This window comes from Cytophagales bacterium, from assembly GCA_019456305.1.
Classification (GTDB): Bacteria; Bacteroidota; Bacteroidia; order Cytophagales; family VRUD01; genus VRUD01.
Map to the genome: position 1 here is coordinate 1 of VRUD01000019.1, position 14,259 is coordinate 14,259.

Sequence of the window (14,259 nt, forward strand, 5' to 3'; positions counted from 1 at the left end):
CCGTTTTTATTTCCGAGTTCTTTGTCAATTTCCAATGCCTCAAAGTAGTGTTTCAATGCGCTGGGGTAATCGCCCTGGTTCCAGTAAACCACGCCAATATTGCCGAGGACTGCTGCAATCTTACTTTCATATCCAAGTTCCTTGAATATTTCCAATGCCTCAAAGTAGTGTTTCAATGCGCTGGGGTAATCGCCCTGATCATCGTAAACTATGCCTATATTGCAGAGAGAGGCGGCAATTCCTTTTTTGCCTGACTGCGCTATGGCTTTGTCAGGTGAATTGCTGAGCTGCTTTCTTATTTCAAGGGCTTTGAAGTGGTGGGACAGGGATCGTGGGTAGTCGTCTTTGAGCCAGTAATAAACACCGAGGTTGTTGTGGGAGGCAGCTATAAATACCTCACCCCGGCTCCCGGATACCCGGGAAGAGGGAGACCCTGCGCGCGGGAGTCTCTCCGCTAACGCCAGGGCTTGTTTTCCGAGGAGAATGGCGGTGTCGGGGTTTTGGTACATGAGCTGCCAGCCGAGGGCATTGAGGAGTTTGATGCGGGTGGTGTCCCCGGGGCAAGGTTCGGGGCAGGCGTGTTTTGCGGTTTTCAGCGCCTTTGTCAAAGAATCAACTTTGGCGCTTTGCCCCGCACATAAACAAGGTAAAAAAATTGCAACACATAAAACGATTGCCAGAAACTTTGATAATAGAACTTTGGCTGTTAGGAAGGAAATAAGGAAATAAGGGTTGGCTATCATCGGATGACTCTCCGGGTTATGCGTTGGGGTCATCCGATGAATTTGCTGGCATAACGAAAAGGAAATAAGGTAATGTAGTATGTCTTTAAATTTGCTTTGCATATTTGTTCTTTTGTATTTATCTCTATTTTCCAATGCGGGGGGTCGGGACAAGTTTTTGCAAAACGGTTTCATGGGTGCAAGATAGGGAAAAAGTTATTTACCTAAAAATCTAAGAAAATATGTTGCAAAAACTGATGAAACCACGAATTACACGAATTACACAAATTAAATTAGTGTAATTCGTGGTTTCATTTTCGGTTTAGATTTTTAGGTGTAAAATGAATCACACCAATCCTTCAATCACTTCCGCATAATGTTTGTACTCTAATTGATGAACCCGTTCTGCCAATATTTCAGGAGTATCATCAGCTTTCACAGGACATTTTGCCTGGAAAATTATCTTTCCTTTGTCATATTCACTGTCCACATAATGAATAGTGATACCGCTCTGTTTGTCCCCTGACTCTATTACTGCCTTATGTACACCAAGCCCGTACATCCCTTTGCCACCATACCGGGGCAGCAATGCCGGATGAATATTGATGATCTTATTTGGATAAGCTTTTATCAATTGTCCGGGAATAAGCCATAGAAAACCGGCAAGCGCGATCAATGAAACATCATAATTTTTTAGCTTAGTTACTATTTTATCAGAATTATAAAATGTATCTTTGTCAAATACGAAGGCAGGTATTTTAAATTTTTTGGCTCTTTCAAGCACATACGCTGCCGGATTATTAGAGAACAGGTAAACAATCTTTATAAACGGATGTTTTTTAAATGACCGGATTATGCTCTCAGCATTCGTGCCGCTGCCTGAAGCGAATATGGCTATATTGATTTTTTTTTTCATATTGTTGAAAAAATATAAAATTAAAGTTTAATTTTGTGAAATGAAAAAAAATATTTCAATATTAATCTTTACGCTTTGTCTATGCAATGGGGCAATATTAGTTCCTTTATTCCACTCAGGACAAGCTTTTGCACAAAAATACAACTTCAGAACCTATTCGCTCGAAGAGGGGTTGGTGCAATCACAAATTCCTTCTATTTGCCAGGATAATGACGGCAATATGTGGATTGGTACTTTTGGGGGTGGCGTATCTAAATTTAACGGACAAACTTTTCAGACTTACAACACAACAGACGGGCTTATTAACAACGACATCAGGGTAACCATGTTAGACAGCCAGGGCAATATATGGTTCGGAACAAGACAAGGAGTATCAAAACTTATTATTAATAATAATGAAAAGTGCACTAATGATAGTCTTAAAAGTAGTTTGTGCATTTGTAACTTCTCTATAAAAGATGGGTTGGCAGGTAATTACATAGAATCAATTTTCGAAGATAGTAAAGGAAATATCTGGTTTGGTACAAGAGAAAATGGTTTATCAAAACTCTCATACATAGCTGAAGGACAAGAAAATAAAAAAAAGAAAGCTGTTTTTCTAAATTATAGCGTTAATAATGGATTGCCCGACAGTATTGTCACAGACATAAAAGAAGATAAATATGGAAATATTTGGGCAGCGACTTTTTCGGGATTGTCTAAACTTCCTAAGGGTTATGAGAAAAAATTTATTAAAAGTATTGACACTATTTTTGAAAATTTCAAAAAAGAGGAAAATCTATCTTATAATTATGTACATAAACTAATAATTGACAGAGAAGGAAATATTTGGTGCGGGACAATGAGAGGGATCAGAATATATCTGCCCAAAACTAATAACAAATCTGCTATAATCCCTCAGGATACAACTACTTATGAAATAATAAATTTTACGGATGAAGATGGACTTGCCAATAGTAGCATTTACGCTATGATGGAAGACAAGGCTGGTAATATTTGGGTTGGTACCGATGAGGATGGTTTGTATAAAGTAACCCTGGATTTAGAGCATAGAAAATTAAAAATATTAGATTATTTTACTATGCACAACGGACTTTCTGAAAATCAGATATGGTCATTATGTGAAGATAGAGAAGGCAATATATGGATAGGCACTAATGGTGGTGGCGTTTCAAGATACAGCGGCAAGATGTTTGAATCATTTACTACTGAAGACGGTCTTGCCCATAATGTAGTTTGGGAAATATTGGAAGATAAGAAAGGAAATTTCTGGTTTAGGACCCATATCGGAGGTATATCTATATATGATCCAAAGGCACAAACAGACAATCTTACCTTACAAAGCCGGGAGAATAAGCAGATCATATCTTATTCCACAGAAGAAGGCTTAGAAAATGATGTAGTGAGATCATTGATGAAAGACAGAGAAGGGAATATCTGGGTAGCAACATTACAAAGTGGTGTATCCAAAGTAACGCTCAATAAAAAGAGGGGAAGACTTACAAGTTATAATCCATTTGGCAAAAACGATAGCTTGGCTAATAGAACAGTTTATGCTATGTTAAAGGATAGTAAAGGCAATATGTGGTTTTCAACGTTCAGAGGATTATTTAAATATAGTAATAATAACTTCACCCTGGTAACAAAAGAAGATGGGCTTATAGAAGAGCAATTCACCGCTATGATGGAAGACAGTAAAGGGGATATATGGTGTTTAACCCGGTCAGGTGTTTCTAAGCTTACCATAGAAAAAAATAAAAAGAGTCCCGCCAAAGGCGGGATGAAATTTACCAACTATACTACAAAAGAAGGGTTGATCACTGATTACATGATTTCAGCGCTTGAAGATGATAAGGAAAATATCTGGTTGGGTGGTCAGGGAGGCGTATCTGTGTATGACCCGCAAGCTGACAAGTTCCACAATTTTACTTCTAAAGAGGGTTTAAGCTCTGATATGATCTACCTGATCAATAAGGATGATAATGGTTATATATGGATCGGTACAAATAAGGGGATTGACAGGGTGCGTTATGAAGATGGGAAGATCACCGTTAAAAACTATGGAAAGCTTGAAGGTTTCATTGGCATAGAGACCAATTCAGAAGCCACTTACAAAGACAGCGAAGGAAATCTTTGGTTTGGTACGATAAAAGGAGTAACAAAGTATAATCCGGCATTAGATAAGGAAAATAAAATTGAACCCCTAACACATATCACCGGCTTACGCCTGTTTTTCGAAGATGTTGATTGGTCTGGCTTTGCTGATAGTATCTATCCTAAAACAGGCTTCCCGGCTGGTCTGCAATTGCCTTATGATCAAAACCATTTGACCTTTGATTTTGTCGGCATTAGCTTAACCATACCTGAGAAAGTAAGATATCAATGGAAATTAAACGGCTTTGACAAAAAATGGTCACCCATTACTTCAAAACATGAAGCTACTTACTCCAACATTTCCCATGGTAAATACACTTTTTTGGTCAAAGCCTGCAACAATGACGGAGTTTGGAATAAGCAGCCTGCTACCTTTAGCTTTGAAATCACACCCCCTTTCTGGCTGACATGGTGGTTTTGGTTAACGTGCGGATTGACAGGGTTTGGTGTAGTAATGAGCTACATTAAGATACGGGAAAGAAAACTAAGAATAGAAAAAAGGATACTGGAGGAAAAGGTAACCGAAAGAACCAAAGAATTATCACAAGCCAATGTGGTGATAGCCAAGAAAAACAAGGATATTACTGCCAGCATCAATTATGCTTACCGCATACAGGACGCCATATTGCCTGATACAGATCATCTGCAAAAATTCTTTCCTGATTCATTTGTGCTATATAAGATCAAAGATGTTGTTAGCGGAGATTTTCCATGGCTATTGCAAAAGGAGGATGATGTATATGTTACAGCAGTGGACTGTACCGGACATGGAGTGCCGGGCGCTATGCTGTCAATGATTGGTCATTTTTTGCTTACTGAGATCATTAGCAGTAAAAATATCCAGCAGCCTGCAACTATTTTAAGCCATTTGCACGATGGGGTTAATAATACATTAAACCAGGACATAAATCTCGATTCAAGAGATGGGATGGACATTGCATTTTGCAAGATCAATACTAAGAAAATGGAGCTTGAATATGCTGGCGCTCACCGCCCGTTACTGCATTTAACCAATGGTGATCTCAATGAAATAAAAGGAGACCGGCTCCCCATAGGAGGCACGCAATATGCCAGAAAAGGTAGAGAAATGAAATTTACCAACCACCTTATCAAGATTAGAAAAGGCGATGCCATTTTCTTTTATTCTGACGGATTTACAGACCAGTTTGGCGGGCCCGATGAGAAAAAACTTATGACAACCCGTGTTCGTGAAGTGATCCTCAACAATAAAGATAAAGGTATGCCTGAAATAGGCAAAGTCTTTGAAAAAACCTTTGATGAGTGGATGGGGCATAACAAGCAAACAGATGACGCTATTTTTATTGGGATAAGATTCTAAATCATGGAACAACAAGGCACCCTTTCAATCAAGACCGAAAACATCTTTCCGATCATCAAAAAATATCTCTACTCAGACCATGAAATATTTTTAAGAGAACTGGTTTCCAATGCAGTGGATGCCACACAGAAGATAAAAAAACTGGCTTCAATCGGTGAATATAAGGAAGAACTCGGGGATCTGAAGATCAAAATCTCGGTCAATGATAAAGCCAAAACAATTACAGTCACAGACAGAGGCATCGGGATGACTGCCGAAGAGATCAAAAAATATATCAACGAAATAGCTTTTTCCGGTGTCACTGAGTTTTTGGAAAAATATAAAAAACAGGTTGATAAAAAACCCAAATCCAATTCAATCGGCAATAGCAAATCCCCAATCCCAGATCCGCAATCTGAAACCCCTGATCTCATAGGTCATTTCGGCCTGGGATTTTATTCCTCATTTATGGTAGCGGATAAAGTCGAGATCATTACAAAGTCGTATCAGAAAGGCGCTGAAGCCGTAAAGTGGTCTTGTGATGGTAGTACTGAATTTAATATCAGCAAAGTAGTGAAAAAAGAGAGAGGCACTGAAGTGGTAGTGCACCTTGCAAAAGATTCGGAAGAATTTTCGGAGAAATTAAGAGTGGAAGGTATTTTACAAAAGTATGGTAAATTCCTGCCCGTTGAAGTTGAATTTGACGGCAAAGTGGTCAATAATACGGCTCCTCTGTGGACTAAAAAACCCAATGAACTGAAAGATAAAGATTATCTTGATTTCTATAAAGAACTTTACCCGTTTTCCGAAGACCCTTTGTTCTGGATACATCTCAATGTTGATTATCCCTTTAACCTTACGGGTGTCTTGTTTTTTCCTAAGATCAGGAACGACTTTGAATTACATAAAAATAAAATACATCTTTATTGCAGGCAGGTATTTATTACAGATGAAGTAAAGGACGTTGTGCCTGAATTTTTGATGCTGCTCCATGGTGTGCTGGATTCACCTGACATACCGCTTAACGTTTCGCGCAGCTTTCTGCAATCAGATTCAAATGTAAAAAAGATCAATGCACATATAACCAAAAAAGTGGCTGACAAACTTTCTGAATTATTTAAAAATGAAGTAGATGTTTTTGAAAAGAAGTGGGACGACATCAGTATTTTTGTAAAGTTTGGAATGATCAGTGACGAAAAATTTTATGAAAAAGCCAAAGACTTCTGTCTGCTAAAAAATATTGACAATAAGTATTTTACAATTGAAGAGTACAAAAAGCATATTGAAGCCAATCAGAAGGATAAGGATAAGAACTTAGTCTGCCTTTATACAACTGATAAGGGTAAGCAGGATGCTTACATCCAGGCTGCACGAAAAAGGTCGTTTGATGTTTTGAACATGGATGGTTCTATAGACAAGCATTTTATTGGATTTTTAGAATCAAAATCTGACTTGCCTGCCGCGCAGGCAGGTAAGTTATTGCTAAAAAGAATCGATGCGGATACCATTGATAAACTCATAGACAAAGGCGATAAGAGCGAAAGTGTATTATCTGAAGATGAAAAAAAGAAATTAAAAGAATTATTTGAAAAAGCAATTGATAACAAAAACGCAACAATTACCATAGAATCATTAGCTTCTGACGAAGCGCCCCTTACCATCACGCTGCCAGAGTTTATGCGCAGAATGAAAGATATGGCCGCCATGAATGCTATGGGACAAATAACGGATCTGCCAGACCAGTTTAATGCAGTGATCAATGCAAATCATCCGTTGATGCAAAAGATTATCAGCGCAAAAACTGAAAACAAAAAAACTGCCATTGCAAAACAAGCCTGCGACCTGGCATTGCTTTCCCAAAATATGCTCTCTGGCGCTGACCTTACAACCTTTATTGAAAGAAGTGTGGAATTGATCTCAAAATAATAGGCTAATTTTTGCGTTTAAAATTATAACTCTTACTTGTATTGTTCTAAGTAATGTTTCTTTTTGTATAAATGAATGATAAAATAAAGGAGAAGATAAATTATTATAAACTTTGGTTAGGTATTCTTGTAATTACTGATATAGGTTTAATTAGCTGGTATATTAACAATTACAAAGCTGTTGATAGATGGATGTTATATGGTAGTATAACTGTTATTACCTTTTTATCGATTTCAAGCTTTATTATCCATATTATAATTACTAAAAACATAAATAAAATAAAGAATTATGATTGAATTAATTGGTTTTTTAGCAATAGGACTTTTTTTTGCAACAATAATATATTGTGCTATTGATGCTATAAGAAAACTTGAGAGATAAAATTTTATTATTAAATCTCATTTTTCAATTACGTGGCATAAGAATTATGGAATGGATAGTTATAATAATGATGGTATTGGGTGCAACTGTTCTGGCATATTGTGCTCTGGATGCAGCAAGAGAACCTAAAAATTGAGATATTACTTATAAATCTCATTTTTCAATTACGTGGCATAAGAATTATGGAATTAATAGAATTGTCATTTATTTTTATTAAAAGAATTTTAACTGTAATTTTTTTATTGCCTACTGCCTGCTGCCTATGGAGCAAAGCAACATCCCGATTCTTTTGCAAACCCTGTTTCTTGTTTGTTTTAATTTTATCGGTACTGTCTATTAGTTCATTTGCCCAGCAAGATAAGGACAAAGAGTCTATCAACCTCAAAACCGACCTGACACCTTCCATTACCTTTGAAACTGAAGAGGAGCCGGAGGAAGAGAAGAAAAAAAAGAAAAAGAAGAAAAAGAAAAAGAAAATTTTTTACGGCTTAAAGTGTAAAAAAGGATTTACCAAAAAGGGTACCAGCCAGCGGCAAACGATAGAGATATTTTATTACCTGAAAAAGTATAAAGAACCCGATCCCTATGTTAAAAATATTTATTGGTATAATACCAAAAGAGGGAAGATCGTAAAATCAAGTAGAGCCAGGTTTCTCAGATATTGGGAAAAAGACCCTAAAAGTATTAAAATCTTACATGGACCTTACAAGAAAACGATGGATGATAAAATATTAGAAGAAGGCATATATTATATTGGAACCAAACATGGCAGGTGGGTAAAATACAATAAAGATTTTGTGCTTGTTAAGAAAATGAAATATTTCAGGGGATGGCCTAAAGATGCTAAGATCACTTATTATGACGCTGAACGCACTAAAATCAAAGAAGTTCTGCCCTATGTATATGACGTTTTGCATGGAAAATATTTTTTGTTTTATGAAAATGCAATGGTAGCAATAGAGGGTGCCTATGTAGATGGTATTAAAGTGGGAAAATGGATAGAATATTATGAATCAGATAGGAAAATTAGAAAAAAAATAACCCAATATCCCAAACTTGTACGTGGCAAGATCCCAAAAGATGCTGAAAACTTTAAACCTTATGTGCTGAAAGAATGGAATATCAAAGGAAAAGTGATATACGATAAGGAGAAGGTGGACAGGATGAAAAAGTAATTACGAATGACGAATGACGAATGACGAATGACGAATGACGAATTTCGGATTTCGAATTTCGGATTTCGTACTTTAAACCGTATAATCTGTGCTTCAAATAATCCAGAACCTAAAAACGGGCAAAACCTCGCTGGAAGAAATACCATGTCCTCAAATAAAAAAAGGGCATGTGCTGATAAAAACCTACCGCTCATTAGTTTCACTTGGCACGGAAAAAATGCTTGTGGAATTTGGTAAAGCCAATCTTATTGCCAAAGCACGCCAGCAACCCGAAAAAGTAGCAATGGTCTTAGATAAGATCAAATCAGACGGGTTGCTGCCTACGCTGGAAACAGTTTTCAAAAAACTGGAAGAACCGCTGCCTTTAGGCTATTCAAATGCAGGTGAGGTAATTGAAGTGGGGGAAGATGTATCAGAATTAGTACCAGGCGACCGGGTAGTTTCCAACGGCCCTCACGCAGAAATAGTATGTGCTGCTAAAAACCTCGTTGCACATATTCCGGACAACGTTTCTTATGATGAGGCGTGTTTTACAGTGGTAGGTTCAATAGGATTGCAGGGAATAAGATTAGTTGATCCACAATTTGGAGAAACCGTAGTTGTACTTGGTTTGGGTTTGATAGGCCTTATCACTGCGCAACTACTCTCATCAAACGGCTGTCAGGTGATTGGCTTTGATATTGACCAAAATAAAGTTGATCTGGCTTTGTCAAATGGTATCCAGGCGTTTAACTCCAGCTCCTCCCTAACCCTCCCCAAAGGGCTGGGGAGGGAGGCTTGTGCAGATGCTGTGATCATTACGGCATCTTCCAAAAGCAATGATATCATATCACAGGCAGCTCAGATGTGCCGTAAAAGAGGAAGAATTGTGCTTATAGGCGTAGTCGGCCTTGACATCAACAGGGCGGATTTTTACGAAAAAGAGCTGAGTTTCCAGGTTTCCTGCTCCTATGGGCCCGGCAGGTATGAAGATGATTATGAAATTAAAGGATTGGATTATCCCCTTCCTTACGTCAGGTGGACAGAAAACAGGAATTTTCAAACCATTCTAAATGCAATTTCAAAAGGACAGTTGAATGTGAAGTCATTGATCACAGAAATTGTTGATCTTGAAGAATATGATAAAATATACAGCAATCTTTCCAATACAAAATCTATTGCTGCCATTATTCGGTACAAAAATGAAGCGGTTTTAAAAACATCTTTCAAAGTACGAAGTACGAAGTACGAAGTACGAAACAGGAAGCATGAAGTAGGAAATATGAATACCGGCAAACAACCATCACTAGCAATAGTTGGCGCTGGCAATTTTACGAAGATGACTTTGCTCCCCATATTATACAAGACAGGCGCTCAAATAAAATATATCGTAAGTGATGGAGGAGTATCGGGAACACACCTTGCAAAAAAGTATAGTGTAAGTATGAGTTCAACGAATTATGACGAGGTGTTGAAAGATAAAGAAGTTGATGCTGTAATGATCACTACCAGGCACAATTTGCATGCAGAAATGACCATCAAAGCCCTCCAGGCAGGCAAACATGTTTTTGTTGAAAAACCATTAGTCATCACTGAAACAGAATTGAAAAATGTAATAAAAGCGCTTGAAAAAAGTGAAAGATCTGTAACTGTCGGTTTTAACAGACGTTTTGCACCCTTGGTCACAAAAGCGAAATCGTTACTTGGGTCTTCTCTTGGTACCCCTGCCTGCGCCTTTGGGGCTTCGGCAGGCAGGCGTCCCCCGTCCCCTATTATGAATATAATTATCAATGTAAATGCCGGTTTCATCCCTTCAGATCACTGGATACATGACATCAGCGTTGGCGGGGGTAGGATCATCGGTGAAGGATGCCATTTTATAGATTTGATCAGCTTTTTAACCGCGAGTGAGGTAAAAGAGGTGGTTGCATCTGCTATCGGCACTGATCATGCTGAAAATACCGATAATGTTTCTATTATTTTAAAATATAAAAATGGCTCACAGGGAATCGTAAACTATTTCGCAAACGGGCATAAAGCATACGCCAAAGAAAGAATTGAAATATACACACAAGGCAGGACCTTGATCCTCGATAATTTCAGAAAACTTCAAGGCTTTGGTCTATCAGGATTCTCCAAAAAGAGCTCAAAGCAGGATAAAGGGCATAAAGAGCAGTTTAACAATTACATCAACTACCTAAAAACAGGGGGTGAGCCTATCATACCTTTTTCTGAAATAATAAATACCACTAATGCTGCGCTTGCAGCGGTGAGATCGTTGAAAACGGGTGGTTGGGTTAAAATTGAGCAATAAATATTCAAAAAAGCAGTGAAGCAACAGTAAAAGGCCTTGAAACAATAGCAAAAATATTGGCTAAAATTGAAGCAAAAGCGTGAAAAATAAATATACTTAGAAGATTATGATGACTTTTAAAATAATAATGATTATTCTTGTGGGAATAATGCTAATTGGTGCATTTGCAACAATGCTAATAATTAGCATTAAAGAAGATATTGAAGAAAGAAAATAGCAAATTATTTTGTAATATTCATATTGATAGGTTCTGGCGCTGCAGCATTATGGGCGAGAAAATCGTTTATAATACACGATGAGGCAGGTAAAATAATACATAATTATAAGAGAAAAAAAATAATAACATATTGATCTAAAAGCGTTAGCTTTTATTCTTGTTTTAGAAATAATAAATTTGGAAAAAAGAACAAAAAGTCATCAAAATACGTTTTATCACAGTAACAAAACATTTTAATCATGAATAATTATGATATTAATGAATACAGCTTAATTGGGAGGCTGATTATCAATACTGGTAAAAAAGATTTACCTGTAAATTTTATTGAACTACAAACTGATTTTAATAAAAAAGATGTAATAAGGGTATTGGAATTTTTTCAGGAAAGAGGTTTACTTGAAATAAAAAATAATACTGTTCATGCCAATCTTGATCTTATGAAAAATGCAATTTCATGATCTGCAATATAATGGATTCAATCTACAATTTTGTCAATAGCTATTATGATTTTATTTATCCAACTATTGTAGCATTTTTTAGTTCACTATTTTATAATTTTTTTTTCATTAGATATAACAGGTTTCTAACAACAAAAAATTTAATATTTAACTAAATTAGAAAATAATTTAGAATATATGCACTTCAATCAACAACGCAAATTTGTTGGTATTATATATGACAACTTAATGGATAAAAATTTAGAAAACATAAAAAATTCTTTAAGACAAACCATTCCGGAAATTAAAGATGATGAAGAAGCAAAAATAATATCCTATGATGAACCTTTAGACTTGTTAACATGGTATTTGAGAACATATGGAGATGCAGGATTAAAGAATTTGGACTAAAAAAACCAAATAATAGTTACATTTGTATTGGATTTGAGCTAAAAGGGTGAAAAAAAATAATTGATAATTTTTTTGTTATTAAACAAACTATCATTATACTTGCGCTGAATTAAAACAATACATAATTATAAGAGAAAAACAAATTAATAACATATTGATTTAAAAGCGTTAGCTTTTATTCTTGACTAAGAAATCTGGAAAATTTCAAACTGAACAAGTGTAATAAGTGAGACGCTCACGCGACAGCGTGGGCTAAACTTATTTGTTCAGTTGGGTTTTCCAGAACCTCTTAGTCAGATAAGCTGCAGTTCCACGCTTTTTTATTGTCTATTAACTGCTGCTTTGGAACTGGGGGGCAATAAAATTTAGAAATCATGAAAAAGTTAATTTTTACATTTGCAGGTATGTTTATTTTTTGCGCGTTGTTTTCACAGGAAATACCGCAGAAAATATCTTATCAGGGTAAATTGCTTGAAAGCGGCAGCCCTGTAAACGGAACCAAAAACATTACTTTTACCATTGATACATGGAGTGAGTCGCATATTGGGGTAGTAGTTACCGATGGATTATACGCTGTAACGCTGGGTGAAACAACGCCTATCCCGACAAGCATTTTTGATAATAGCTCAACCCTTACTTTGCAAATAAGTATTGATGGTGGTAGTCCTCTTTCACCTCTGACGGACATTCTTTCCGTTCCTTATGCTTATAAAGCAGAAAAATCTGTTGATGCTGAAAAGATTGCAGGAAATACTGTTTCAACAACTGCACCTGCTACAAATCAGGTGTTAAAGTGGAATGGGGCGCAATGGATGCCGCAAACAGATGCATCAGGCGGTTCTCCAACAGGGACAGCAGGTGGTGATTTATCAGGGACTTATCCAAGCCCTGTTGTTAGTGGTTTACAAAATAGACCTGTTGATACAACTGCACCTTTTACAGGACAAGTATTAAAGTGGAATGGGACACAATGGACACCGCAAACAGATTCATTGGGTGGACTTACTTTACCTTATTCTGGTACTTATAGTGGAGGTGCTATTCCAGCAGTATTTATGATTACAAATACTAGTGCTAGTGCTCATACGATTGTAATAGATAATGATAATATTGGAGGAAACAGTAAAGGTATTGTGATCTATAATAATACTTTAGGTAGGGCTTTGATGGTTATACAAGATGGTACTAACTATTGTGGTTATTTCAGAATACAGAATGTAAGTAATCCTAATTCTGCAATTTATGCATATACCGATGGCACTGGATATGCTGGTAAATTTTTAGGTAATGTTAATATGCAAGATAATTTAGTAGTCGTTGGCACCCTTTCAAAAGGCGCAGGCGCATTCAAAATAGACCACCCTCTTGACCCGGAAAACAAATACCTGTATCATTCATTTGTGGAATCACCTGATATGATGAATGTTTATAACGGAAATATTGTACTGGATAATAACGGAGAGGCTACCATTGAATTACCTGAATACTTTGAAGCTTTAAATAAGGAATTTCGTTATCAGCTTACCTGTATCGGTGGTTATGCCCCTGTTTATATAGCTCAGGAAGTATCAAGTAATAATTTTAAGATTTCAGGCGGCACACCGGGAATGAAAATATCATGGCAGGTTACAGGTATCAGACAAGACCCTTATGCAAATAAAAACAGAATTCCATTAGAAGTTGAAAAATCTGAAAAAGAAAAAGGGCATTACCTGCATTACAAAGAGTATAATCAGCCAATAGAAAAAAGTATTAGAGTAGTAAATGACCCTGAAATACTTGAAAAATTAAATAAAACTAAATAAGGAGGAATTTAAAATGAAACATATAAAAATCATTTCTTTGCTGTTTTTGATAGGATTTTTCGAGAATAGCAAAGCACAGACATACAGCCAACCGGCAGAGGTGATTTCAGCCGGTGGAGGAGAATCTTCGGGAGGTATTTATTCCAATTTTGGAGTAATTGGTGAAACTTTTGTAGAATCATCTGTATCGGGTGGAAATTATAATACTTCCATTGGATTTCTTTATGCTTCTGATATTCCTCCTACCGGGATTGACGAAGAATATTTCAATAATCCAATTATAAGAATATTTCCCAATCCATCAGATGAAATCGTTCATATTGAGAATAAAAATACAGAAGCGGATAAAATAGAAATTCACAATATACTTGGGGAAAAAGTATATGAAAGTAAATACAAGAGTATGCTTAATATTTCAGAATTATCAAAAGGGATATATTTTTTAGAAATCCTGGATAAAGATGGAGTAATATTGAAAAATGTAAAAATAATAAAGGAGTAAAA

General features: G+C 36.4%; 9 protein-coding genes. 7 read left to right on the top strand and 2 right to left on the bottom strand.

The window, feature by feature from the left end:
- Positions 1 to 917, bottom strand: a 917-nt coding sequence (locus FVQ77_05785; protein MBW8049841.1) for a tetratricopeptide repeat protein, incomplete at its 3' end; no start/stop codon positions are given.
- A 151-nt stretch (positions 918 to 1,068) separates the two neighbouring features.
- Positions 1,069 to 1,638: a phosphoribosylglycinamide formyltransferase gene (gene purN / locus FVQ77_05790; GenBank protein MBW8049842.1), complete on the bottom strand. Its 570-nt coding sequence runs from the start codon at positions 1,636 to 1,638 to the stop codon at positions 1,069 to 1,071.
- 40 nt (positions 1,639 to 1,678) lie between these two features.
- Between purN and FVQ77_05795 the strand changes: the two genes are divergently transcribed.
- From FVQ77_05795 to FVQ77_05825, 7 genes are all read left to right on the top strand, one after another.
- Positions 1,679 to 5,131, top strand: coding sequence for a SpoIIE family protein phosphatase (locus tag FVQ77_05795; protein ID MBW8049843.1), 3,453 nt, complete (start codon positions 1,679 to 1,681; stop codon positions 5,129 to 5,131).
- A gap of 3 nt (positions 5,132 to 5,134) precedes the next feature.
- Positions 5,135 to 7,036: a molecular chaperone HtpG gene (htpG, locus tag FVQ77_05800; protein MBW8049844.1), complete on the top strand. Its 1,902-nt coding sequence runs from the start codon at positions 5,135 to 5,137 to the stop codon at positions 7,034 to 7,036.
- Positions 7,037 to 7,599: 563 nt separating this feature from the next.
- On the top strand, positions 7,600 to 8,592 hold the full coding sequence (locus FVQ77_05805) for a hypothetical protein (GenBank protein ID MBW8049845.1): 993 nt from the start codon (positions 7,600 to 7,602) through the stop codon (positions 8,590 to 8,592).
- An 88-nt stretch (positions 8,593 to 8,680) separates the two neighbouring features.
- Positions 8,681 to 10,885, top strand: coding sequence for a zinc-binding dehydrogenase (locus FVQ77_05810; GenBank protein ID MBW8049846.1), 2,205 nt, complete (start codon positions 8,681 to 8,683; stop codon positions 10,883 to 10,885).
- A 456-nt stretch (positions 10,886 to 11,341) separates the two neighbouring features.
- Positions 11,342 to 11,560: a hypothetical protein gene (locus FVQ77_05815; GenBank protein MBW8049847.1), complete on the top strand. Its 219-nt coding sequence runs from the start codon at positions 11,342 to 11,344 to the stop codon at positions 11,558 to 11,560.
- Between the two features lie 764 nt (positions 11,561 to 12,324).
- On the top strand, positions 12,325 to 13,755 hold the full coding sequence (locus FVQ77_05820; protein MBW8049848.1) for a hypothetical protein: 1,431 nt from the start codon (positions 12,325 to 12,327) through the stop codon (positions 13,753 to 13,755).
- 13 nt (positions 13,756 to 13,768) lie between these two features.
- Positions 13,769 to 14,257 carry a T9SS type A sorting domain-containing protein gene (locus FVQ77_05825; GenBank protein ID MBW8049849.1) on the top strand — a complete coding sequence of 163 codons (489 nt, stop codon included), beginning with the start codon at positions 13,769 to 13,771 and terminating at the stop codon, positions 14,255 to 14,257.
- Positions 14,258 to 14,259: the final 2 nt, after the last annotated feature.

Bases quoted from the DNA above. Each gene is read 5' to 3' on its own strand.
- htpG (MBW8049844.1), top strand. From the start codon at position 5,135: ATGGAACAACAAGGCACCCTTTCAATCAAGACCGAAAACATCTTTCCG.
- purN (MBW8049842.1), bottom strand. From the start codon at position 1,638: ATGAAAAAAAAAATCAATATAGCCATATTCGCTTCAGGCAGCGGCACG.
- FVQ77_05805 (MBW8049845.1), top strand. From the start codon at position 7,600: ATGGAATTAATAGAATTGTCATTTATTTTTATTAAAAGAATTTTAACT.
- FVQ77_05795 (MBW8049843.1), top strand. From the start codon at position 1,679: ATGAAAAAAAATATTTCAATATTAATCTTTACGCTTTGTCTATGCAAT.
- FVQ77_05820 (MBW8049848.1), top strand. From the start codon at position 12,325: ATGAAAAAGTTAATTTTTACATTTGCAGGTATGTTTATTTTTTGCGCG.
- FVQ77_05815 (MBW8049847.1), top strand. From the start codon at position 11,342: ATGAATAATTATGATATTAATGAATACAGCTTAATTGGGAGGCTGATT.
- FVQ77_05825 (MBW8049849.1), top strand. From the start codon at position 13,769: ATGAAACATATAAAAATCATTTCTTTGCTGTTTTTGATAGGATTTTTC.